Below are 23,880 nucleotides of genomic sequence, written 5' to 3'. Positions count from 1 at the left end.
GGTCAGCCGAGGGTGTCGGCCAGCGCGTCGGCTTCGGCGGGCGCGTTGGCCTTGCGGTACAGGTCCACGGCGAGCTGCCACTGCGTGCGGGCCTCGGCGGGATCGCCGTTGCGGCGGGCGAGCTCGCCGAGGTCGCGGGCGATGCAGGCGGCCTCGAAGTGGTCGGGCGCGCGGGCCCGCAGCGCCTGCGCGAGGCACAGGTATCCGGCCGCGGCGACCAGGTCGTCGCGTTCCAGCTGGGTGCGGCCGAGGTTGGCCAGCGCGCTCGCCTCCAGGTGCCGGTCGGCGATCTCCCGGCTGAGCTCCAGCGCCCGGCCGAACTCGTCCAGCGCCGCGCCGTGGTCGCCGCGGCGCAGGTGGGTCACGCCGATCGTGTTGCGGGTGTCGGCCTCGTGGCGGCGGTCGCCGCGGTGCCGGCGTACCGCCAGGGCCTGGCGCAGGTGGTCGAGCGCGGTGCCGAAGTCGCCCAGGGCCGCGTGGGCCTGCCCGAGGCCGCTCAGCGCCGCCGCCTCCAGCCGGGCGTTGCCCAACTCCCGGGCGGCGGGCAGGGCACGGGCCAGGTATTCCAGGCTCAGCTCGGCACGTCCCATCCGGACGTACGCGTCGCCGATGTTGTTGAGCCCCAGCGCCATCCCGAGCGCGTTGCCGCTCGCCGTGTGCAGGGCCAGGGCCTGCTGGTACGCCTCCACGGCCGCGTCGTGGCGGCGCAGCCCCGCGTGGGCCACCGCGATGTTGTTGTGCACGTGCCCCTCGCCGCGCGCGTCCCCGGTCCGGCGGGTCAGCGCCAGCGCCGACTGCAGCACGTCCAGCGCCTCGTCGAAGCGCCGCGTCATGATCAGGGCGACGCCCAGCCCGCTGCGCATCAGCCCCTCCGCGCCGGGGTCGCCGCAGCGGTTCGCGGCGGCGACGCCCCAGCGGCACAACTCGACCCGCTCCGCCCAGTGGCCGCGCGAGTCGAAGAAGCCGGTCAGCAGGTAGGTCAGCTGCCAGGCGGCGGTCTGCGGCCCGTGCTCGGCGGCGTGCCGCACGACGGCCTGCATGCCGGCGCGCTCGCCGTCGAGGAAGGCCAGCGCGGCGACCGGGTCGTCGGTGAACGGCAGCTGCGCGGGCGGGTACGCGGGCACGGCCCGGACCCGGTCCCGGCCGGGGTCGACGAGCCGGTTCGCCGCGTCGGCGACGGCCAGGTGCCAGTCCACGATCCGGGCGACGGCCTCGTCGCGCGCGGCCGGGGTCTCGTCGGCGACGGCGCACTCGCGGGCGTACAGGCGCAGCAGGTCGTGGCAGCGGTAGCGGTCCGGGGCCACCTCGGCGACCAGGTGCGCGGACACCAGCTCGGCGAGCACCCGCCGGGCCGCGGGCAGGGTCAGGTCCGCCGCCGCGGCGGCCAGGTGCCCGGTGTACGTGGTCCCCGGGTGCAGGCCGAGCAGCCGGAACAGCCGGGCCGCCGGGGCGGGCAGCGCCCGGTACGCCGAGCCGAAGACGGTGCGCACGGTGCGGCTGTCGCCGGGCACCGACAGTTCGTCGAGCCGGTCGTCGCAGACCAGCTCCGCGGCCAGTTCGGCCAGTTCCCGGCCGGGCCGGGCGGCGAGTTTCGCGGCGGCGATCCGCAGCGCGAGCGGCATGCCGCCGCACAGCTCGGCCAGCTCGGCCGCGGCGGCGGGCTCGCGGTCCACCCTGGCCCGGCCGAGCACCTGGGCGAGCAGCGCCACGGCCGCGTGCCGGTCGAGGGCGTCCAGCGCCACCGCGTGCACCGCGTGGTGCACGGCGAGCGCGGTCGGCCGGCTGCGGCTGGTGACCAGCAGCAGGCTCGCCGCGGTCGGCGGCACCAGCGGCAGCACCTGGTCCGGTCCGCCCGCGTTGTCGAGCACCACCAGCATGCGGCGCTCGCTCAGCAGCGTGCGAAACAGCGCGGACCGGGCGGCGGTGTCGGCGGGGATGCGCCCCGCGGGCACCCCGAGGCTGGCCAGCACCTGCGCCAGCGCCTGCGCGGGCGGCAGCGCGGCGGCCGGGTCGTGCCCGCCGAGGTCGACGTACAGCTGGCCGTCGGGGAAGCGGTGCACGACGGTGTGCGCCCACCGGACGGCGAGCGCGGTCTTGCCCATGCCGCCCGGACCCGCCACGAACGCGATCCGCGGCTGCGGCCCTTCCTGTTCCAGGAGCCGGTCCAGCGCGGACAGCTCGTCGTCGCGGCCGGTGAAGTGCCCCGGGGGCGCGGGCAGCTCGGCGGGCACGGGCTCAGGGCTCGGCGGCGCCGCTGCGATCGCGTGTCCACTCGGCACGGACGACGGCGGTGCGGCTTCCGCCGGCGGGGACGCCGCGGGCAGACCCGACTCGGCGACCAGGTCCAGTGCTGTGTCCTCGCGCAGGATCGCGGTGTGCAGCCGTTGCAGGTCGGGGCCCGGGTCGGTGCCGAGTTCGTCGGCGAGGCGGGCGCGCAGCCGCCGGTACGCGTCCAGGGCCTCGGCCGGTCGGCGGCACCGGTACAGGGCCAGCATGGACAGCCCGACCAGGCGTTCGCGGTACGGGTGCGTCACCAGCAGCCGCTCCAGCTCACCGAGCGCGCCGCGGTGGCGGCCCAGCCGCAGCTCGGCCTCCCACAGGTCCTCCTCGGCGCACAGCCGCACCTCGTTGAGCCGGGCCGCCTCGGCGGCCGCCCAGCCGGTGGGCTCCCCGTCGGCCAGCGCGTCGCCGCGCCACAGCGCGAGCCCTTCGCGCAGCTCGCGCGCGGCGGACTCGGGGGCGTCGGCGACCAGGTGGCGGCGCGCGGCGGCCACCCTGGACTCGAACAGATGGGCGTCGACCTCGGTGGCGGGGATGTCGAGCACGTACCCGGCGTGGCGGGTGTGCAGGGCCGCGGGCAGGCCGCAGGCGTCCAGCGCCTGCCGCACCCGGGCGATGTGGCTGTGCAGTGTCTTGACCGCGGTGCGGGGCGGGTCCCAGCCCCAGAGCGCGTCGATGAGGCGGGACTGGTGCACGACGGTTCCGGCGTGCACGGCCAGCACCGCGAGCAGGACCCGCTGGCGTGCGCCGGACAGCGCGGCGGGGCCGTCGAGTCCGGCCGCTTCGATGGGCCCGAGGATGCGCACCCCGGTGGCCCGCGCGAGCGTGGGCGCGGCCCCCGGGCGGGCGCCGGTGGCGTTCATCGGCCGACTCCCTTCCGCCGTGACGCCGCAACCCGGGCACGGCGCGTGCGTCACGTCGCCACCAGGTTGGCAAAGCATCGCCGGATCGGCTCCGGTCTGTCGCCATGCCGTCGGTTGTGGAAAGGGACGCCGGATCTGTCGGTGGTGTGTGCCTGTGCCCGGCGGCCGGCTCGGGCGGCGCGGGTCAGGCGGTCCAGCCGAGCCAGGCCTCACCGGCGCTGATTCCCGCGAACCACACGGCCACCGCGATGACCGGGACCAGCGGCACCAGGAACGGCCGGGACCGCCACCACCGGATCGCGAGCACCCCCAGCGCGGCCCAGACCGCCACCAGGACGATCACCGCCCACAGCGGCGCGACCAGGCCGCTGGCCAGGTAGTAGGGCAGCAGCACGACATGCGCGACGACGCCGAGCACCCGCACGACCTTGGCCAGGACCGACGGTGAGTCCGCCATGGTGAACCTCCACGATGGCCGCGGACCTGCGCCGCGGGTACGGGCAGCGTGGCAGAACGCGGCCCCGGCGTGCATCGGCCACCCGGCGGGGTGTGCCCGGACGCGACGCCTCCGCCACCCGGCGGATGATTTCGGCTCAGTCCGGCGGCGGTTCGTCCTGGTCCTGCACTACGTGGTCGAGACCCTCCAGCGGCTGTGCGGCCGCCACGAAGCCGTCGACGTCGGCGTCGGCCTTGAGCGTCACCGTGAACGACTCGGGCAGGTCCGCGGAGCTGATCGAGCCGACCAGCTCACCCGAGTCGCGGTACGCCTCCCGGAATCTGGCCAGCGCCTGCTCGCGGCTCTCGAACGCGACGGAGGCGACGTCCGGCCTGCTTCGCAGCCACGACGCCACGCCGGCGCGCTGTGCCTCGGTCGCGTCCATGGCCAGCTCCAGCCGGACCGTGACCGCCGCCGGAGCGGGGCGCGGCACCGGGGTCTGGCCCGCGGGCGCGCCGCAGCCCGCCACGGCCAGGGCGGCGGCGAGCAGCATAGCGACGAGGCGCGGTCCCACCGGCGCAGTCTACGGCCGCGGGACCGTCCACATCGACCTTTCTCGCTCATTCGTGCACCGCTGGTCACGGCGATGTGTCCGGCCGCCGTGGCAGGGCGGCGGCCGGACACGTCCGGCGTCAGAAGGACACGTCGCCGTGATGCAGCACGGTCAGGCGCTGGGTGGGGCGGGTCAGCGCGACGTACAGGTCGCTGTGCCCGCGCGGGGACTCGGCCACGATGGCGCCTGGGTCGGCGATGACGACCGCGTCGAACTCCAGCCCCTTGGCCTGGCGTACGGTCAGCACCACCACCTGGTCGGTCAGCTCGGTCTGCGCACCGACCCGCGCCTGCGGGGCCGCCGCAGTGACCACCTCGCCCAGCTCGTCGATCCGCCCCGTGGGCACCAGCACGCCGAGCGTCCCGTCGCCGAGCGCGGCGACCTCGCGGCGCACCTCCTCGGCCAGCCGCGCCGCCAGCTCCTGCGGGCCGACCTCGGCCAGCTGCGGGGCCTGCCCGGTGTGGCGCACCGAGCGCGGCGGCTCCAGCCCCGGGTCGATCGACTTGAGCACCTGCCCGGCCAGGTCCATGATCTCGGCGGGGGTGCGGTAGTTGACGGTGAGCTGGGTCAGCCGCCACCGGTCGGCGACGTACGGGTTCAGCACCTGGTCCCAGGAGGAGGTGCCCGCCGGGTCGCCGGTCTGCGCGACGTCCCCGACGACCGTCATCGACCGGCTCGGGCAGCGGCGCATCAGCAGCCGCCACGCCATCGGCGACAGCTCCTGCGCCTCGTCGACGATGACGTGCCCGAACGCCCAGCGGCGGTCGGCGGCGGCCCGTTCCGCGGCGGTCAGCCGCTGCTCGTCGGCCTGCCGCTCGCCGAGTTCCAGCGCGCCGAGCACGTCGGCGGCGGTCAGGATCTCCGGGTCGAGCTCGTCCTCGAGGTCGATGGAGCGGGAGCCGTGCAGGATCTCCAGCGCGCCCTCGGCGTACGCCAGCCGCTGCCGCCGACGCCGTTCGGCCAGCTCCTCGCTGTCGCGGTCGTCCTCGCCGAGCAGCTCGGCGGCCTCGTCGAGCAGCGGCGCGTCGGCCGGGGTCCAGCCCTCGCCGCGGCTGCGCCGCAGCAGGGCCTGCTCGGCCTCGGTGAGCATGGGCGCGGCGGTGGCGATGCGGGCCTCGCTCGCGTACAGGTCGGACAGCAGCCGCTGCGGGGTCAGCACCGGCCACAGCCAGTCCAGCACGGTCTGCACGTTCGGGTCGGCCTGCAGTTCCCGGCGCAGCTCGGCCAGGTCGGCCTGGTCGAGCAGTTGCGGGTCGCCGGGGGCGTCGTCGCCGCCGAGCGGGTCGTCGGCGTACGGGTCGGTGCCGATCCGGTCCGCGACCTGCTGCGACAGCGCGTGGATGATCTCGACGTCGAACAGCGGCCGGGCCAGGTTGTGCGGCTTGCCGCTGCGCCGGGCCACCTCGCGGGCGGCCTCGCAGGCGGCCCGGTCGAGCACGAGCGGCTCGGACTCGAACACCACCTCGACGGTCTCGTCGGGCAGCCGCTGCCGGTCGCGCACCGCCTCGGCCAGCACCTCGGCCATCACCGCGCGGCCCTTGACCTCGGCGGTCTCGTCGGGCTCCACGGCGGCGGCGTCGACCCCGGGGAACAGCCCGCCCACGGTGCGCAGCACCACGCCGGTCTCGGCCAGCGACGGCAGCACCTGCGAGATGTACTTCAGGAACGTCGCGTTAGGCCCGACGACCAGCACCGCCCGGGTCGACAGCTCCTGGCGGTACGTGTACAGCAGGTACGCCGCGCGGTGCAGCGCGACGGCGGTCTTGCCGGTGCCGGGTCCGCCCTGGACGACCATGATGCCGTTCAGGCCGGCCCGGATGATGTGGTCCTGCTCGGCCTGGATGGTCTCGACGATGTCGCGCATGCGGCCGGTGCGGCCCGCGTCCATCGCCGCGAACAGCGCCGCCTCGCTGGTCAGCCCCTCGTGGTGGGGCGCGGTCGCGGCGGCGTCGGCCAGGTCGAGCACCTCGTCGTCGAGCGCCGTCACGGTGCGCTCGGTCGTGCGGATGTGCCGCCGCCGTCGCACACCCTGCGGCGAGGCGGCCGTGGCCAAGTAGAACGGCCGCGACGCGGGGGCGCGCCAGTCGACCAGCAGCGGCTCGTACTCGGCGGACTCGTCGAAGATGCCGATGCGCCCGATGTAGCGCGCCCCGTCCTCGACCAGGTCGAGGCGGCCGAAGCAGAGCCCGCTCTCGACCGCGCCGAGGGAGGCCCGCTGGTCGGTGTAGAGGGCGACCGTCGACTCGCGCTGCGAGCGCTCCTGCTGCGTGCCGCCCGTGGCCAGCAGCGCCTGCGACAGCCGGTGCTCGGCCTGTTCCCGCAGGCCGTCGAGCCGGCGGTAGAGCTCGGTGACGTACTCCTGCTCGCGGTGAATCTCGTCGGCGACGTCGCTTGACAAACCCGGCTCCTCCGTGTCTATACTGAAGCCCGAACGGACGCTTCAGCGTGCCGTTCTTTTTTGTGCTCGAATCGCCAAAGATACCGCACCGGTCCGCCGCCGCGCAGCCGGGTGATCAGCGCAGGCCGCCGGTCTTCGGATCACGCGCCGTCAGGCAGTAGACGCCCCCGGCCGGGTCGCGCATGACGACCCAGCGCGCGCCGTCGGCCACGTAGACCGCCCCGCACTTCTCGTGCCAGGCCCGCACCCCGTCGATGTCCGAGCAGGCGAGGTCCAGGTGGGCGGAGGTCGGCCGCTCCTGCTGGAGCCGCTGCAGCAGGATGCGCACCGGCAGCTCGGCCGGCGGTTTCACGACGTGGAACTCCGGCCGCGAGCCGAACGAGGAGTCCCAGCCGGTCAGCTCGCCCCAGAAGGCGACCTCGGCGTCGTACGCCTGCGGGCCGACGTCGATGCACACCTGGTCGAGGCGGCTGAGCGCGCCGTCGGGCGTCGCGTGCGCGACCGGCAGGCGGAACTCGTCGTGCCACGGCACCGCGCAGAACGGCATCCCGCCCGGCGAGCGCAGCACCTGGTGGCCCAGGTCGGCCACGTGGGTGCCGCCCAGCGCCACCGCACGGGCGGCCAGCGCCGCCGGGTCGTCGACGCTCAGGTCGAGGTGCGCACCCCCGCCGTCGTTCACGGCCTGGACCTTCACGCAGGCGTCCGCGCCGATCGGCAGCAGCGTCGCGAACTCGGCATGCTCGCCGCGCCGGGCGGTCAGGTGCGTGCCGGTGACCCGCGACCAGAACGACGCCGCCTCGGTGAACTGTTCGGCGGGCCGATCGATGAAGGCGTACGTCCAGCGGATCACTTTTGGTCTCCTAGCCGCGTCGATCTGCCGAGCGTATCGAGCGTATCGGCCAGACCCGGGCGCACAAGGGCGGTCCCCGGCGTGCCGTGTGAAGGCACGCCGGGGACCGGCTTTCTCACCGGTGGCCGTCAGGCCACCGTCACGCCGGAATGCCGATGACCTGGAAATCCGACAGTTGCGCGGCCGGCCAGCCGGTGTTGGCGGTGAAGGTCAGCCGGACGTGGCGGGCGGTGGTGTTCGCGGGCAGGGTGATCGTGACCGTGTTACCCGACGGGGTGAACTGGTACGCCGCCGAGCCCACGATCGTGGTGAACATGGACCCGTCGGTGCTGCCCAGCACCGACAGCGTCTGGGTGCGGGCACCCCACGCCGACGGCAGCTTCAGCACGACCGAGCTGAGCGAGGCGTTGCCGCCCAGGTCAACCGTGATCGACTGCGGGAAGGCGTTGTTCGGGCTCTCCCAGTACGAGTTGGCGTCGCCGTCGACCGCGTTGCCGGGTACGTAGTTCTGCACGTGCCCGGCCGTCACCGGCTTGCCCAGCGCCAGGTTCGAGCTGGTCAACGTGGTCCCGGTGCCGGTGAGCCCCACTGACAGCGTCGGGTTGGACGCGCTGCTGCTCACCGTCAGCGTGCCGGCCTTGCTGCCCGCCGAGGTGGGAGCGAACGCGACGGTGACCGTGCAGCTCGCCCCCGGGGCCAGGGCCGAGCCGCAGCCGTTGGCCGACAGGCTGAACCCGGTCCCGGACACCGTCACCGACGAGATCGAGGCGGTGGTGCCGCCGGTGTTGCTGAGCTGCGTCGTACGGGTGACCGAGCTGCCGACGTTCGTGTTCGGGAACGCGATGCTGGTCGGGTTGGCCGACAGCGTCGCCGGGGTCTGCACGGTGGTGCCGGTGCCGGTCAGGCCGACGGTCAGCGCCGGGTTGGTGGCGTTGCTGGTCACGGTCAGCGTGCCGGTCTTCGCCCCGGCCGAGGTCGGGCTGAAGGTGACGGTGACCGTGCAGCTCGCCCCGGCGTTCAGGGTGCCGGTGCAACCGCTCGCGGCGAACTGGCTCGACGCGCTCACCGCCGAGATGCTCGCCGCGGCGGTGCCCGTGTTCGTGATCGTCACCGCCGAGCCCCCGCTGGTCGTGCCCACGTTCTGGTTGCCGAAGGCGACCGAGGTGGGGTTCGCGGCCAGGGTCGCCGAGGGCTGGCTGCCCCCGCCGAAGATCTGCAGCTCGGCGACCTGGCCCGCGGGCCAGCCCGTGTTCGCGGTGATGGTGACGCGCAGATAGCGCACCGACGCGGCGGTGAACGTCGCGGTCGCCGTGTTGCCGGTGGCCGGGTCGAACAGGTAACCCGCCGACGCCTTCAGGGTGCTGAAGTTCGTGCCGTCGGTGCTGCCGGAGATCGACAGCGTCTGGGTGCGGGCGCCCCACGCCGACGGCGGCGGCAGCTTGAGCGTCACCGAGCTGACCTGCTTGGCGCTGCCCAGGTCGGCCTGCAGCCACTGCGGGAAGGCGTTGTTGTTGGACTCCCAGTAGCTGCCGGTGTTGTCGTCGTTGGCGGCCGAGGCGGGGAAGCCGCCGTTGCTGCTGCTGGCCGACATCGCCGCGCCGATGGCGAGGTTGGTGGTGCCGCTGACACCCGTGCCGGTCAGCGACACGGTCAGCGGCTGCGCGGTGGTCGAGTTGGCCACTGAGAGCGTGCCGTTCTGCGCCCCGGCCGCGGTGGGCGCGAAACGCACGCTCACCGTGCAGGACGCCCCGGCGGCCAGCGAGCTGCCGCAGGTGTTCGTCTGCGTGTACTGGCCGGAGACGCCGATCGAGTTGATGCTCGCCGCCGCCGTGCCCGGGTTGCTCACCGTGACGGTCTGCGCCGCCGTGGTGGCACCGATGTTCGCCGAGCCGAACGCCAGGCTGCCCGGTGTGACCTGCAGCTGCGACCCGTCGGCGACGCCCTGGCCGACGAAGTCGACCCAGTTCACATTGAAGATCGAACCCTGGCCGGTATCGCCGGACGGGTTCTTCGCCACCAGGTACAGCGGGCCGGTGGTGGTGCTCGCGGACAGGGTGGCGGTGACGTCGGTGTAGGTCTGCCAGCCGCCGGTGCCGCCGAACGTGGCGGTGCCGAGCAGGGTGCCGTTCGGCGCGCCGGTGCGCACCTCGATGCGGCCGCCTGCGCCGGGCGAGGCCACCCGGAAGCGCGCCGAGGTGATGTTGCGCAGGTTCACCGGGGTGTACGACCAGTAGTCGCCGTCCTCGATGAAGCCGATGTTCTGGAAGCCGCCCGCGGTGTCGCTGGTCGCCTCCCGCTGCACGCCCGGGTCGCCGCCGCCGATCGCGCCCGGCGCGCGGCCGGTGCTGTTGAAGAACTCGGCCTGCTTGTGCTTGGGCTGCAGCTTGACGGTGGCCCGGCCGGTCTGCGGGGCCGCGCCGCCCCCGCCCAGGTCGGTGTAGCTGGCCTCGATCACGGCGAAGATGTCCGCGTCGTCGCCGTGGCCGGTGCCCATCGAGGTCTGGATCACCCCGGTGCACCCGGTGTATCCCTGCAGCGGGTGCGCGTGCGCGTCATGACCCAGGTAGTACTGCACGTTGACCCGCGAGCAGTTGATCGTGCCGTCCTCGGGGTCGGTCACGGTGACGGTGAAGCGCACCTGGTCGCCCCAGGCGAAGAAGCCGCCGTCGGCCGGGGCGGTCAGCGTGACCGTCGGCGCGGTGTTGCCCACGGTGATCGGCACGTTGGCCACGGCCGTACGCCCACCCGGGTCGCGCACGGTGAGCTGGGCGTTGTAGTTGCCCGCCGCCGTGTAGGTGTGCGACGGGTTGGCCGCGGTCGAGGTGCCGCCGTCGCCGAACGTCCACGCGTACGTGATCGGCTGCCCGGCCGGGTCACGCGAGCCCGCGCTGGAGAACTGCACGGTCAGCGGCACCCCGCCGGAGGTCGGGTTGCCAGTGGCGACCGCGATCGGGTTCTGGTCGCCGGCGATGTAGTCGATGCGGTAGATCCCGGAGTCCGCGTTGTTGCCGCCGAAGCCGGTGCCCCACTCGATCAGGTACATCGCGCCGTCCGGCCCGAACTCCAGGTCCATCGGCCGCAGGAAGCTCATCGAGCCGAACAGCTGGTTGATGTCGACCAGCGACTTGCCGTTCGCGGTGACCTGCATCGTGTAGAGCTTGTTCTGGTTCCACTCGCCGAAGATCGCCTTGCCGTCGAAGTACTGCGGCCACTTGCGGTCCGACGTCGACGCCGCGTTGTACCGGTAGACGGGCCCGCCCATCGGCGCTCCGCCGCCGCCGATTTCCGGGAACAGCGGGTTGCCGCCGTAGTCGTAGTCGACCGTGGCGGGCTGGGCGGGCGGCAGGTTGGTCAGGCCGGTGTTGTTCGGCGAGTTGTTCACCGGCGCGGCGCAGTTGTACTTCGCGCCCGACGGCCCGGACGGGAATGTGTAGTCGTTGTAGGCGTAGTTCGCGCCGATGCAGTACGGCCAGCCGTAGTTGCCGGCCTGCCCGACGATGTTCCATTCCACGGTGCCCTCGGGGCCGCGGTTGGCGTCGGTCGCGCCCGCGTCGGGGCCGTAGTCGGCGACGTAGAGCGTGCTGGTCGCCGGGTCCGTGCCGATCCGGAACGGGTTGCGGAAGCCCATCGCGTAGATCTCGGGCCGGGTCAGCGCGGTGCCCGGCGCGAACAGGTTGCCGCTCGGGATCGTGTACGTCCCGTCGGCCTGCGGCTTGATCCGCAGGACCTTGCCGCGCAGGTCGTTGGTGTTGCCGGAGCTCTTCTGCGAGTCGAAGTCCGACCGGCCGGCGCGCTCGTCCAGCGGCGCGAAGCCGTTGGACTCGAACGGGTTGGTGTTGTCGCCGGTGGCCAGGTAGAGGTTGCCGGCTGCGTCGAAGGTCATCGAGCCGCCCGCGTGGCAGCACGTGTTGCGCTGCGTCGCGACCTGGACCAGCACCTTCTCGGTGGCCGTGCTGATCGTGTCGCCGGAGACCGTGAAACGTGACAGCTGGTTGCGGGCCGAGCCGGTGGTGGGGGAGTAGTACAGGTAGATGAAGCCGTTGCTCGTGAAGCCGGGGTCCAGCCGCATGCCGAGCAGGCCGTCCTCGTTGCCGGTGAACACCGGCAGGGTCAGCGCGGTCACCGTCGTGCCGGTGCTCGGCTTGACGATCTGCACCCGGCCGTCGCGCTCGATGTAGAAGACACGGCCGTCGGCGGCGACGTCGAGTTCCATCGGGTTGCTGGTGTTGCTGTCCAGGCTCACCTTCTGGAAGCTCGCCGCGCTGGTCGCGGTGCAGTCGCCCGCGACCTGGCCCGCGGCCGTGCGGATGCCGCCGAGCAGGTGGTTGAGGAAGTTCGTGTCGCTGTACGCGGCCGCGGTGTGCCCGAGCGCGGTGTACCAGGAGCGGCCGCCGTCGTACGGCTTGCACCAGGCGACGGGGTGGTCCGCGCCCATCGCCGAGCTGCCCGGGGCGTAGCTGCGCTCGTCGAGGCTCGCCAGCACGTGTGCGTTCGTCCGGGGATTGGTCTGGAACGAGTACCACTCGTCGAAGCGCGACCAGAGCGGCGGCAGGCCCGCCGTCGACGGGTGCGCCGGGTCCTCGACCTTGACGGTGGCCGTCTGCTCGGCCGGGTGGCTGGAGAAGTACGCGCCGACCAGGCTGCCGTACCAGGCCCAGCCGTACTCGGTGTCGGACGCGGCGTGCACGCCCGCGAAGCCGCCGCCGGCCCGGATGTAGCGCTCGAACGCGGCCTGCTGGGTGCCGTCGAGCACGTCGCCGGTGGTGGACAGGAACACCACCGCGGCGTACTTGGCCAGGTTGGTGTCGTTGAACGCGGTGGCGTCCTCGGTCGCGTCGACGGTGAAGCCGTTCGCGGTGCCGAGGTTGCGGATGGCGGTGACGCCGGTCGCGATCGAGTCGTGGCGGAACCCGGCGGTCTTGGAGAAGACCAGCACGGAGAACGGGGCGGCGTCGGCGCGCTGCGGCGGCGCGAGCAGGCTCACGGTCGCGGCGAGCACGGCTACGGCGAGCAGGCGCAGCAGCCTGGCCAGGGGCGGATGCAGGGACGGTGACGCGAGGGGCATGGAGAGTCTCCTCGTCGGGGACGGACGGCGGAAACCCCTGGCGCGGGTGAGCGGCCCCGGAGGGGAGCGGTGCGGCGGAACCGTTGCGGCGCTTGGATTGCCCCGATGTTTCGAAGCAGTCACAAATTTGCACCCCTGAAGCTGATGCTGTCAACGCGTACCGCAGAAATTGCACGTGCCATGTCGAGATCCTGGAGTCGCCGCGCGTGTCAGCCCACGGTCACCGGCCTGCGCCGGATACCTTCGGCCGGTGCGGCAGATCCTGGACTGCAACGTCCACCTCTGGGACCAGCGCGACGACCCGGTGTTCTGGCTCTCCGACCGCACCATGGTCCGCGACATGCTCGGCGACTACAGCTCGCTGCCCGACGTCTACACGCTGGCCGACTACCGCCGGGAGACCTCCGATCACCCGGTGCGCGGTGTCGTCTGGTCCGACGCGGGCGCGGCCGACCCGCTGCACGCCGCCGCCTGGGCCCAGCGCCAGGCCGAGGGCCAGGACTTCGAGGTATGGCTGGTCACGCTCGCCGACCCGGCGTCGGCCGGCTGGCCCGCTTTCCTGCGCAGCTTCGCCGAACTGGACAACGCCGCCGGAGTGCGGGTCCGGCTGGTCGCCGCGCTGGGCGGCACCCGGCCGACCGACGACGAGCAGGTGACCCGACACCTCGCCCTGCTGGCCGGGCACGGGCTCACCCTCACCGTCGAGGCCGGCGGCGACCAGCTCGACCAGGTGCTGCGGGTCGCCCGCGCGTTGCCGCAGGTCAGCATCGTGCTCGACCACTTCGGATGGCCCGGCGACCTGAGCGCGGTCGGCCTGCGCGAGCACGCCGCCCGCCTCAAGGCGGTGGCCTCCGTCCCGAACACGGCCACCCGGATCGACGCCCTCGGCACCGTCTTCGGCGACTGGACCGCCGACCGGGTGCGCCCCTGGCTGCGGGCAACGCTGGACGCGTTCGGGCCGCAGCGCTGCATGCTCGGCTCGGACCTGCCGATCGAGCGGCTGCGCGGCGGCTTCACCAAGCTCTACGAGTGCTACACCGACGTGTTCGCCGACTGCGCCCCGCACGAACTCGACGACCTGTGGCACGGCTCGGCCGCCCGCTGGTTCACCGGCCCGGCACCGGCCTGAGTTTCGCCGGGCGGCTCCGCCGCCCCGTGGCACGGCCCCTCCGCCAAGGCCTGCGCGTCGAAGCGGCCGGTGGAAACGCGGGGGAGCCGAGGACCTTCCGGTTTGCGGATACATCTTTTTTGATGTGGCCACATCAAAAAAGATGTATCCGCAAACTGCGACACCTCGTGCCGCGAGGCATGACGGAGAGTGCACGGATCGGCACCGCGTGCCCGGCGGGCTGCGACGCGCGGTCCGACCAGGTCAGCGCGGTGCGACCGGCAGCAGACTCGTGTAGACGTCGTCGAGCACCTCGGCCTGAGCGGCCCAGGTCCAGTTGTCGAGCAGGCCCGGCTTGTCGTACGCGGCGCGGTAGCGCTCCGGGTCGGCCAGCACCTGCTGCGCCGCGCGCACGAAGTCGGTCACATCGTCGGCCCGGAACACCTCGCCCTGCCCGGTGCCGCGGATCGTCGCCGCCATCGTGCGCACGTCGCTGGCGATGATCGGCAGGCGGGCGTGGGAGTACTCGAAGAACTTCGTGATCAGCGAGATCTCGTGGTTGACGAAGTGCCGGATCGGGATCACGCCGGCGGTCGCCCCGGCCAGGAAGTTCGCCACCTGGGCGGCGGGCACGTAGTCGGTGACGTGCAGCCGGTCGGCCACCCCGAGCTCCGCGGCGCGGGCGGTCAGGCTCTTCGCGTACTCGCCGGACGGCAGGTTGATCACCATGGCCATGTGCACGCCGGGTAGCTTCGGCAGGGCCTCGACCATGACGCCCAGGCCCCGGGCGGGCGCCGCCGCGCCGCTGTACACCAGCAGCGGCACGTCCGGGCCGATGCCGCAGCGTTCCCGCAGGCTCACCTCGGGCTGCTCGCCGCCCGCGGACATGTCGGGTGCGTTCAGCACGACCACGGGCAGCTCGGCCAGTCGATGGTCGCGCCGCAGCATCTGCGCCAGCTCGTCGGAGACCGTGATCACCTTGTCGGCGTGCGGGGCGTACTCCCGCTCGTAGGCCAGGTGCGCGGGCTGCCAGCGGTAGTTGTCCCGCCAGGGACGCACGCCCGGCAGGTATTCGTGCGCGTCCCACACCAGCTTGACGTCGCGGCCGTGGTCACGGGCCCGAGCCACGGCCCGCGCCCCGACGCCGATCATGCGGAAGTCGTGCGCGTGGATGATGTCGGGCCGCAGCTCGTCGATGACCGGCCCGAACTTGTTGTCGAAGCCGATCAGGCCGGGCTCCAGCTTGCGCCACGCGTGGTCGCCCAAACGCTGCAGCCAGTACCGCGTGATCACCCAGTCGGCAGGGCGGCGCACCCGGCGCACCGAGGGGGGCAGTTCCTGCCAGCGCCGCCGCAGCCCGCCCGCCGCACCGCGGGCGCGTGCGCCGGGCAGCAGACGCACCCGCGCGCCGCCGATCATCCACTCCCGGGCCTCGTGGTCGGGGGACAGTCCGAGCAGGGTCGTGTCCCACCCGGCCTCGGCCGCGGAGCGGGCGGTCTTCTGGACCCGTGAGTCGCCGTTGACCGCGTTGTCGACCAGCATGACGACACGTCCCCGGCCGCCCTCGCGACGTTCGACTCCCATGGTCCGCCCTTCTCCAGTCGCCCGCGTCGGGCACGCCGCAGGCCGGCCTGCCGGGGGCAGGGCCTCGCTCCTGATCTACGCGCGCCGCCGGCCTATTGTTACCGTAGTCGCCAGCAAGCCGCACCCGGGTGTCTCCACGCTGACCCCCGCACACGCCGAGCGCCGGAGGCCAAGCAGTGACCGCAGTCGACGTCAGCGTCATCGTGCCGGTGTACAACACGATGCCCGACCTGCGCCGCTGCCTCGACTCCCTGGTCAACCAGACCATCGGCCAGGACCGGATGGAGATCATCGCGGTCGACGACGGCTCCACCGACGGCAGCCCCGCAGAGCTGGCCCGGTTCGCCGAGCGATACCCGTCGGTGAAGGTGGTCCGCCAGCCCAACTCGGGCGGCCCGGCCAGCCCCTGCAACCACGGCCTGCGCCTGGCCACCGGCCGGTTCGTCTTCTTCGTCGGCGCCGACGACTACCTCGGTCCCGAGGCGCTGGAGCGGCTCGTCGACGCCGCCGACCGGTACGGCTCCGAGGTCGTGCTCGGCAAGACCGTCGGCGTGAACAGCCGCTTCATCTACCAGCAGGTCTTCGCCCGCAACGAGGCGGAGATCAGCTTCGCCGGTTCGGGGCTGCCCTGGTCGCTGGCCAACATCAAGCTGTTCTCCCGCGACCTGATCGAGCGGCACGCCATCCGCTACTTCGAGGACATGCCGATCGGCAGCGACTTCCCGTTCACCCTGGAAGCCTGCTTCCGGGCGTCGCGGATCTCGGTCGTCGCCGACTACGACTGCTACTTCGCGGTGCGCCGGCTCAACGAGCAGAACGTCACCCACCTCAGCAAGGCCGCCGACCGGCTCTACTGCCTGCGCCGGCTGATGGAGTTCACCGTCGGGCTGATGCCGGCCGGCAAGGACCGCGACGCCGTGCTCTCCCGGCTGTTCGCGCTGGAGGTCGCCGTGCTGCTGCGCGACGACCTGCTCACCGTCGAACGGTCCGTGCAGCAGGCGGTGCACGAGTGCGTGCGCGAGGTCGCCGACCGGCAGCTGACCGCCGAGACCGGTGCTGAGCTGGAGGTCGAGACCCGGCTGCGGATCGCCGTCGCGCAGGCGGGCACGGTCGACGACCTGCTCGCCGTGATCCGCCAGGACGTGGAGCGGGGCATCGCCCCGATCGTCGTCGAAGGCGACCGCTGGTACGCCGCGTACCCCGGTTTCCGGACCCCCGGCTCGTCGCTGCCGGACGAGGTCTTCGAGGTCACCGCGCACGCCGCCGGCTGGGCCGCGAAGCTCGACGCCACCCAGGCCGTGTGGCGGCGCAACGCCGACGGCGCGACCGTGCTGGCCGTCACCGCCCGCAGTCCGCTGCCCGACCTGGCGTCCACCGCGACGATCGGGGTCTACGCCGAGGACCTGACCGCGGCGGTGCAGGTCACGGAGAGCCGCCCGGCCACCGTGGTGCAGGCCGAGTTCACCGTCGCCGACGTCGTGCGCGCCAGCGCCCTCACCGGCCAGCGCCGCTCGGTGCGGGTACGCGTGCAGGCCCGTGGCCAGGAGGGCTCCGCCCCGCTGCGCGCCGCCGGCCTGCGGCTGCCCCGCCCCGTGATCTGGCGACGGGGCCTGCGCATGTACGCCGTCACCCCGGCCAAGGACCCCTCCGGCCGCCTCATGCTCTCCGTCGTCCCGATGACCCCCGGCCGCATCATGGCCCGCCTCACCCGCCGCCGCTGACCCCCCGGCCACCGCTCACCAAGATCGTCCGACTTGCCTGGCAACCGGCCGTACCTTGAGCGCCCATACCCAGATCTGCCTGGCAAGTCGGATGATCGTGCGGGAATGGGCTTGCGGCGGCGGGACGCGCTGTCGAGGATCATCGCGTGGTCGAGGGTGAAGAGGCGCTGGTCGGGAATGTGACCTCGGGCGTCGTGCGGGTCGGGGACACGGTGCGGCGGCCTGCCGGGCCGTGGACCGACGGTGTGGACGCGTTCCTGCGGCACCTGCACGAGGCCGGGTTCACCGGCGCGCCCCGGCCCCTCGGCCGTGACGAGCAGGGCCGCCAGGTGCTGGAGTACGTGGCCGGTGAGATCGGCGACGCGACCGGCACGTACAGCCTGGAGGAGCTGGCCGGGATCGGCCGGATGCAGCGCGCCCTGCACGACGCCGCGGCGAGCTTCGTCGCCCCGCCGGAGACCCCGTGGGAGTCCCCGATCCCGCCCGACCGCGCCGAGCTGGTCTGCCACAACGACGTCTCGCCGTGGAACCTGGTCCGCGCCGAACGCGGCTGGGTGCTGATCGACTGGGACAACGTGGCGCCGAGTTCCCGGCTGTGGGACCTGGCCTACGCGGCGCAGAGCATGGCCGGGATGAGCCCGCGCCGCGACCCGGTCGAGTCCGCCGCCCGGCTGCGCGCCTACACCGACGGCTACGGCCTCGACCTGGCCAGGGGCCCGGAACTGGCCGGACTGCTCGGCCGCCGGGCGAGGGCCATGTACCACCTGCTGGAGACCGGGTTCCGGGAGCAGCGGCAGCCCTGGGCACGGATCTTCACCGAGGACGGCCCGTACTGGCGCGACACCGCCGACTACCTCGACGCCAACGTCACCGTCTGGACCGCTGCCCTCATCTGACTGGTCGCTCAGACGAGCGCGGCCAGCACGGCTGTCAGCAGGCAGGCCAGCACGGCGGCGGTCTTCGCTCCGGCGCTCAGGCGGCGGTCGGTGAGCGCGGCAGCGGCCAGACAGCTCAGACCGAGGTGCACCAGCAGGCCGCCGACGCTGTCCAGGAGCGACAGCGCCGGCACCCGCGCCGGCACGACACCGACGATCATGGTGACCACCGCCTCGACGAGCCGGTTGACCAGGAACAGGGCCAGCCCGAGCAAGGCGACCGCCCAGGCGGGGCGCACCGTCGCCCAGTGCAGCAGTCCCCAGGTCAGCAGCGTGCCGAGCACCAGGTAACCGGCGATCAGCGGCACCACGGCGTCCATGCCGGTGCCGGACCAGTCGGCCACCCCGAGCAGCGACCAGGCCAGGAACGTCAGGAGCGCGGCCAGGAGCGCACCGGCGATCCCGCACCCCAGGGCGCGGGCGCAGCGGGCGGCCGGTGACGGTGCGAGGTGGAGCTCCCCGGTGCTCATGCCCGGACATGATGGCCGATGCCCGCAACCCGGATCGGCGACGGGGCCGACGTCATGCGCCGATGCCGCGCAGCAGCACCGCCTCCCGGTCCGGGCCCAGGCCGTCGCCGGGCAGCGGACCGGGGAGCGCGGCCAGCCACGCCCAGGTGTCGGCGACGGTCCGCGTGACAGGGCGGCAGCGCAGCCCGGCGGCGTGCGCGCGTTCGGAGTCGGTCTCGTGCAGGCCCCGTACGCCGCTGTCCGCCGGCACCCAGATCGGCAGGTCGGACCACGGCTGGATGCCCGCTGCCGAGAACGCGGCCGGCGGCGCCCAGCGCAGCCGGGCGTCGGAGCCCGCCGCCTCGGCGCACGCTGACAGCAGCGCGCCCATCGTGGTGTGACCCGGACGGCTGACGACGTTGAACGTGCCGCCGAGGCCCGCGTGGGCGGCGTCGAGCAGCCACCGCGCGAGATCGCGCACGTCGATGTACTGCAGTCCCAGGTCCGGCGGGCCGGGGACCGGCACGTCGCCGCCGCGGGTGAGCCGCCGTAACCACCAGACGAGCCGTTCGGGCTGCTCGTGCGGGCCGAGGACCAGACCGGGCCGGGCGACCAGCGCGCGTCGCCCGAACGCGGTGCGCACCGTTCGCTCGGCTGCGGCCTTGACCGCGCCGAAGGACGGTTCCTCGGTGGGCACCACCGGCGAGTCCTCGGTGAGGCCGAGCGTCGACAGGTCGTCGTAGACCGAGCGGCTCGACACGAAGACGTACCGGCCGCAGCCGGGTTCCAGGGCGGCCGCGGCCGCCGAGACGGCATCCGATGGGCCGTCCCAGGTGTCCACCACGGCGTCCCAGTAGTTGCGGGTGAGTGCCGCCAGATCGGCCGCCACGGTCCGGTCGCCGTGCACCGAGGTGACCCCGTCCGGCGGCGCGCCCGTCACGCCGCGGTGGAACGCGGTGACCCGCCAGCCGCGGGCGACGGCGGCGTGTCCGAGCGCGCGGCCGAGGAATCGGGTCCCGCCCAGCAGGAGCAGTCGCATACCCGGCAGGTTAGCGGTGGGTGGCGCCGAACTTGCTCGGATGCGTATACTCGTGTGCGAGTAATCAAGGCGGAGTATGAAGGGCGGGCGGCAGGCGTGGCGAAACGGCGCAAGGTCGGCAATCTGATGGCACTGGCCGTGCTGTCCGCGCTCGTCCAGCAGCCCATGCACCCGTACCAGATGGCCTCGGTCCTGCGCGAGCACGGCAAAGACCAGAACATGAAGATCAAGTGGGGCTCGCTCTACACGGTCGTGCAGAACCTGGAGAAGCACGGCCTGATCGAAGCCGCCGAGAGCGTGCGCCAGGGCGGCCGCCCCGAGCGGACCGTCTACCGCATCACCGAGGCGGGCCGGGCCGAGCTGACCGACTGGGTGCGCGAGCTGCTGTCCACCCCCGAGCAGGAGCAGTCCCGGTTCACCGCCGCGCTGTCCGTGATGGCGGTGCTGTCGCCCCGCGAGGCGGCCGACCTGCTGGCCCAGCGGCTCACCGCGCTGGAGAAGGCGCTCGCGGCGCTACGCGCGGCGCTGGCCGAGGCCGCCCGGGAGGTCCCGCGGCTGTTCCTGATCGAGGAGGAGTACGAGCTGGCCGTGGCCGAAGCCGAGGTCGGTTTCGTGCGCGGGCTGCTCGGCGAGCTGACCTCCGGCACGTTCCCGGGCCTGGCCGACTGGCAGGCGTTCAGCGAGACCGGGATCGTGCCGCCGGAGCTGGCCGAGCTGATGGAGAGGGGCCTGCACGCGCAGTGACCTTCTGAAACGGTCCCCGGCGGCGTGCGCCAACACACCGCCGGAGACCTCAACCCTCGCACCGCACCGCAGGGGCCCGGCCACGAGAGGTGGCAACCGCAAGGATAGCCGGGCGTCCCCTGCCGGTTCGGTGTGCGACCGAACCCGCGCCGGTCGAGCGACCGGCCGGCTGACCCCTGGGGAGCAACAGTCATGACGAAGGTGAAGACCGCGCTGGTCGTGGGCGGCGGCATCGCCGGTCCGGTGGCCGCGATGGCCCTGCGGCAGGCGGGCATCGAGGCCCGCGTGTACGAGGCGTACGGCAGCACCGCCGAGAACGTCGGCGGCGGCCTGAGCATCGCGCCCAACGGCCTTGCCGCGCTGAAGGTGATCGGCGCCGACGAGGCCGTACGCGCGATCGGCGTGCCCATGTCGAGCATCGTGATGCACAGCTGGACCGGCAAGCGGCTGGCCTCGTTCGGCGGCCCGCCCGGCTTGGAGCCGCAGCAGTTCGTGATGCGGCCCGACCTCTACCGCGCCCTCTACGGCGAGGCGGCCCGCCGCGGCATCCCCGTCGAGCACGGCAAGCGCCTGGTCTCCGCCGAGCACCTGGGCTCGCCCGCCGCGCCGACCGGTGTCCGGGCGCATTTCGCCGACGGCACCAGCGCCGAGGCCGACGTCCTGATCGGCGCGGACGGCATCCGGTCCACCGTGCGCACGCTCATCGACCCGGCCGCGCCGAAGCCGCGCTACACCGGCCTGCTCGGCTTCGGCTGCCTGTCGACCGGCACCGGCCTGCCGAGCACCGGCGACGCGATGCACATGATGTTCGGCAAGCGGGCGTTCTTCGGCTACCAGGTGTACGCCGACGGCAGCTGCGGCTGGTTCGCCAACCTGCCGCACCCGCAGCCGATGTCCTGGTCAGAGGCCAACCGGACCAGCCCTCAGGAGTGGATGCGGGTGCTGACCGAGGCGTTCGCCGACGACCGCCTGCCGGTGCCGGCCATCCTGCGCACCGCCGACCTGTCCCAGTTCGTCGCGGTCGGCGGCATGGAGGACATCCCACGCGTGCCGAACTGGCACCGCGGCCGCATGGTGCTGATCGGCGACGCCGCGCACGCCACGTCGCCGTCGTCGGGCCAGGGCGCGTCGCTGGCCGCGGAGAGCGCGGTGCAGCTCGCCCGCTGCCTGCGCGACCTGCCCGCCGAGCAGGCGTTCGGCGCGTACGAGCGGCTGCGCCGGGAGCGGGTCGAGCGCATCATCGCCGCGGCGGCCCGTACCAACAGCAACAAGGCGGCGGGTCCGGTGGCCCGGGTGCTGCGCGACGCGCTGCTGCCGACCGCGATGAAGCTGCTGGCCAAGCCGGAGAAGATGGCCTGGCAGTTCGTCCACCCGATCGACTGGCAGGCCCCGGTCACGGCGTGACGGCGTGCTTCAGCGGGTCTGCGGCAGGTCGGTATCGACCCAGCTGCCTAGGACACAGGAGAGGTGGTGTGCCAGGGCACCGGCCGTTCCGTGGGAGCGGCCGGTGCCCTGGCGTGCCCCGTTCATCAATGGGGGCTAGGGTGTCGCCTCGTGGACGAGACCTCGCAGCGGCTACCGGGCAGGCACGTGCGGCGCGACCGCCGGAAACTGTGGCTGGCGGTGGCGCTGACCGTCGCGGTCCTGATCGGAGGCTCGTACGCGGCGGTCCGGGTCTGGGGCGGCGATCCGGGTGCGGCGGCGGCCGGTCCGGGGGAGCCCGTCGGCGCGACGCAGGGTCTGCCGGACCCGGCGGTGTCCGGTTCGGTGTCGGCCGGGCCGTCGGCGAGCGCGTCCGCCGCCCCGAAACCGTCGGCGTCGGCGAGCCCGAAGGCCCCGGCGGGTGGCCCCGCGAAGACGTCGGCGAAGAAGGGCGTCAGCGTCTGGAACTTCGGCGGCCTCAAAGCCGCGCTGGCCGACGTGCGGGCCAGCTGGTACTACAACTGGTCGAGCTCCCCGAGCAAGGACGCGGGCACCAGCGCCGCGTTCGTGCCGATGATCTGGGGCGAGAAGTCGGTGACCGATGCCGAGCTGGCTCGCGCCAAGCAGAACGGCAAGGTGCTGCTCGGCTTCAATGAGCCCGATTTCGCCAGCCAGGCCAACATGACCGTGGAGCGCGCCCTGGACCTGTGGCCGCGGCTGCAGGCGACCGGGATGCGGCTGGGCAGCCCCGCCGTGGCGGTCGGCGCGGACAGGGCCGGCGGCTGGCTCGACCGGTTCATGGCCGGGGCGAAGTCGCGCGGCTACCGGGTCGACTTCATCACCCTGCACTGGTACGGCGCGGACTTCTCCTCGGCGGCCGTCGGGCACCTGAGGAACTACCTGCAGGCCGTGTACCAGCGCTACAAGATGCCGATCTGGGTCACCGAGTACGCGCTGATCAAGTGGGGCGCGTCCGGGGCGGTGTACCCGAGCGACGCGCAGCAGGCCGCGTTCGTCACCGGCTCGACGAAGATGATGCAGGGCCTGTCCTACGTGGAGCGCTACGCCTGGTTCGCGCTGCCGTGGCCGACCGAGGGCCACCAGGGCACCGCGCTGTACCGCGACGGCGACAGCCCCACCGCGGCCGGCCGGGCCTATCGCGCGGCGGGTTAGCCCGGTCAGTCGCCGGTGCCGGCGAACCCGTCGCCGACGGTGGCCAGTGCCAGCACCGCGCCCACCGCGGCGAGGAACCCGCCGCCGGGGGTTCCCGTCGCGAACAGGAACACGGCCAGCGCGAACCCGGTCAGGGCCAGCGCGACGCGCAGCCCGGTCCGCCGCGGCCGGCGATACTCGGCGGGCGGGTGGGGGTCGCCCGCACCGAGGCCGAGCGCGAAGTGCGGGTCGGCGGCGCGGGTCTGCTCGGCCAGCTCCGCGAGCCGGCGCTCGTCCTCCGGGCCCAGTGCCACCCGACCTCACTCCATCCCCGTTGACCTGCAATTCCTTTGTACCCGTCAGGAGCCAGGCGTACACCGCTGTCCAGTGGTGTCCAACGGCGGGCCGGTGCGCTCCGGGCGGCACCGACCATCATGGCCATGGCAGACAACCTCCGTTCCCATCCCGCCCGCCGTCGCGCGGCGCGGCTGCTCACGCTGCTCGTGCTGGCCGCCGCGGCCGTGGCCCCGCCGTCGCCGGCCGGTGCGGTCCCTACCTGCACCGTCCGGCACCAGGTGACCGTGCACTGGGGCACCGGCTACCAGGCGCAGGTCACCATCACGCCCGGCGCGGCGGTGACCGCCTGGACCGCCGAGTTCGACCTGCCGGACCCGCAGCAGGCGGTGACCTTCGCGGCGTACGCGTGGCTGGGCCAGTCCGGCACGCACGTCACCCTGGCCAACGCGTCGTTCAACGGCACGGTGCCAGCGGGCGGCTCGGTGACCGCGCTGATCGGCGTGCACACCAATCCGAACCTGACCAACACGCCACCGGCGGCGTTCACCGTCAACGGGCAGCCGTGCGCGTACAGCCCGCAGCCGTACGTGATCGCGAGCCCGGCCCGGCCGGTGGTGCCCGAAGGCGGCACGGCGACCTTCGCGGTGCGGCTGAGCCAGGCCCCGGCGGCGGCGGTCACCGTGCCCGTGGGCGGGGCCGCCAACCCGGCGATGAGCGCGTCCCCGGCGTCGCTGGTGTTCACCCCGGCGAACTGGGCCGTGCCGCAGACGGTCGCCGTCAGCTCGCCGCAGGACGCCGACACCACCGGGCAGACCGGCCAGCTCAACCTCACCGTGTCCGGCGCGCAGCCGGTGCCCTGGGTGAACGCGGTGGTGATCTCGCAGCAGCTCGACGACGACTGAACCTAGACTCGACGCATCGACG

At 73.4% G+C, this 23,880-nt stretch carries 17 protein-coding genes; 7 read left to right on the top strand and 10 right to left on the bottom strand.

What is annotated here, in order from left to right; genetic code table 11:
* Positions 1-2: 2 nt before the first annotated feature.
* The 6 genes from AB0B66_RS09755 to AB0B66_RS09730 all read right to left on the bottom strand — a co-directional run bounded on the left by AB0B66_RS09755 (position 3) and on the right by AB0B66_RS09730 (position 12,505).
* A complete protein-coding gene (locus AB0B66_RS09755) occupies positions 3-3,143 on the bottom strand; it encodes a BTAD domain-containing putative transcriptional regulator (protein WP_360525702.1) in 3,141 nt (1,046 codons plus the stop codon).
* Positions 3,144-3,327: 184 nt separating this feature from the next.
* Complete coding sequence (locus AB0B66_RS09750; protein ID WP_360525699.1) at positions 3,328-3,600, bottom strand: hypothetical protein; 273 nt, start codon at positions 3,598-3,600, stop codon at positions 3,328-3,330.
* Positions 3,601-3,736: 136 nt separating this feature from the next.
* A complete protein-coding gene (locus tag AB0B66_RS09745; protein ID WP_360525696.1) occupies positions 3,737-4,153 on the bottom strand; it encodes a permease-like cell division protein FtsX in 417 nt (138 codons plus the stop codon).
* A 118-nt stretch (positions 4,154-4,271) separates the two neighbouring features.
* Entirely contained in the window at positions 4,272-6,590 is a 2,319-nt protein-coding gene (locus AB0B66_RS09740) for an AAA family ATPase (protein ID WP_360525693.1), read from the bottom strand.
* 115 nt (positions 6,591-6,705) lie between these two features.
* Entirely contained in the window at positions 6,706-7,440 is a 735-nt protein-coding gene (locus tag AB0B66_RS09735) for a VOC family protein (RefSeq protein WP_360525690.1), read from the bottom strand.
* 139 nt (positions 7,441-7,579) lie between these two features.
* Positions 7,580-12,505: a ThuA domain-containing protein gene (locus AB0B66_RS09730; protein WP_360525687.1), complete on the bottom strand. Its 4,926-nt coding sequence runs from the start codon at positions 12,503-12,505 to the stop codon at positions 7,580-7,582.
* A gap of 250 nt (positions 12,506-12,755) precedes the next feature.
* On the opposite strand from AB0B66_RS09730, the gene AB0B66_RS09725 reads away from it, so the two are divergent.
* The gene (locus AB0B66_RS09725; protein ID WP_360525684.1) at positions 12,756-13,634 is read left to right on the top strand and encodes an amidohydrolase family protein; all 879 of its coding nucleotides are present in this window, start codon (positions 12,756-12,758) and stop codon (positions 13,632-13,634) included.
* A gap of 243 nt (positions 13,635-13,877) precedes the next feature.
* Here the strand turns inward: AB0B66_RS09725 and AB0B66_RS09720 are convergent, their stop codons facing one another.
* The gene (locus AB0B66_RS09720; RefSeq protein WP_360525681.1) at positions 13,878-15,197 is read right to left on the bottom strand and encodes a glycosyltransferase family 4 protein; all 1,320 of its coding nucleotides are present in this window, start codon (positions 15,195-15,197) and stop codon (positions 13,878-13,880) included.
* A 176-nt stretch (positions 15,198-15,373) separates the two neighbouring features.
* On the opposite strand from AB0B66_RS09720, the gene AB0B66_RS09715 reads away from it, so the two are divergent.
* A complete protein-coding gene (locus AB0B66_RS09715) occupies positions 15,374-16,918 on the top strand; it encodes a glycosyltransferase family 2 protein (protein ID WP_360525678.1) in 1,545 nt (514 codons plus the stop codon).
* Positions 16,919-17,064: 146 nt separating this feature from the next.
* On the top strand, positions 17,065-17,814 hold the full coding sequence (locus AB0B66_RS09710; protein WP_360525675.1) for a phosphotransferase: 750 nt from the start codon (positions 17,065-17,067) through the stop codon (positions 17,812-17,814).
* Between the two features lie 8 nt (positions 17,815-17,822).
* Here the strand turns inward: AB0B66_RS09710 and AB0B66_RS09705 are convergent, their stop codons facing one another.
* Entirely contained in the window at positions 17,823-18,323 is a 501-nt protein-coding gene (locus tag AB0B66_RS09705) for a hypothetical protein (protein ID WP_360525672.1), read from the bottom strand.
* 52 nt (positions 18,324-18,375) lie between these two features.
* Positions 18,376-19,341 (bottom strand): NAD-dependent epimerase/dehydratase family protein, encoded by a 966-nt coding sequence (locus AB0B66_RS09700; protein ID WP_360525669.1) that lies wholly within the window; start codon positions 19,339-19,341, stop codon positions 18,376-18,378.
* 96 nt (positions 19,342-19,437) lie between these two features.
* Between AB0B66_RS09700 and AB0B66_RS09695 the strand changes: the two genes are divergently transcribed.
* From AB0B66_RS09695 to AB0B66_RS09685, 3 genes are all read left to right on the top strand, one after another.
* Positions 19,438-20,085, top strand: a complete 648-nt coding sequence (locus AB0B66_RS09695) for a PadR family transcriptional regulator (protein ID WP_360525666.1) — start codon at positions 19,438-19,440, stop codon at positions 20,083-20,085.
* 192 nt (positions 20,086-20,277) lie between these two features.
* A complete protein-coding gene (locus AB0B66_RS09690) occupies positions 20,278-21,489 on the top strand; it encodes an FAD-dependent monooxygenase (RefSeq protein ID WP_360525663.1) in 1,212 nt (403 codons plus the stop codon).
* Between the two features lie 150 nt (positions 21,490-21,639).
* Positions 21,640-22,680, top strand: coding sequence for a glycoside hydrolase family protein (locus AB0B66_RS09685; protein ID WP_360525660.1), 1,041 nt, complete (start codon positions 21,640-21,642; stop codon positions 22,678-22,680).
* Positions 22,681-22,685: 5 nt separating this feature from the next.
* Here the strand turns inward: AB0B66_RS09685 and AB0B66_RS09680 are convergent, their stop codons facing one another.
* On the bottom strand, positions 22,686-22,973 hold the full coding sequence (locus AB0B66_RS09680; RefSeq protein ID WP_360525657.1) for a DUF3040 domain-containing protein: 288 nt from the start codon (positions 22,971-22,973) through the stop codon (positions 22,686-22,688).
* A gap of 126 nt (positions 22,974-23,099) precedes the next feature.
* Here AB0B66_RS09680 and AB0B66_RS09675 point away from each other — a divergent pair, with 126 nt between their 5' ends.
* A complete protein-coding gene (locus AB0B66_RS09675) occupies positions 23,100-23,858 on the top strand; it encodes a cellulose binding domain-containing protein (RefSeq protein ID WP_360525654.1) in 759 nt (252 codons plus the stop codon).
* The last annotated feature ends 22 nt before the right edge of the window (positions 23,859-23,880 follow it).

The organism is Catellatospora sp. NPDC049111 (assembly GCF_040648615.1).
Classification (GTDB): Bacteria; Actinomycetota; Actinomycetes; order Mycobacteriales; family Micromonosporaceae; genus Catellatospora; species Catellatospora aurea.
This window is presented reverse-complemented; position numbering and strand designations above follow the sequence as displayed.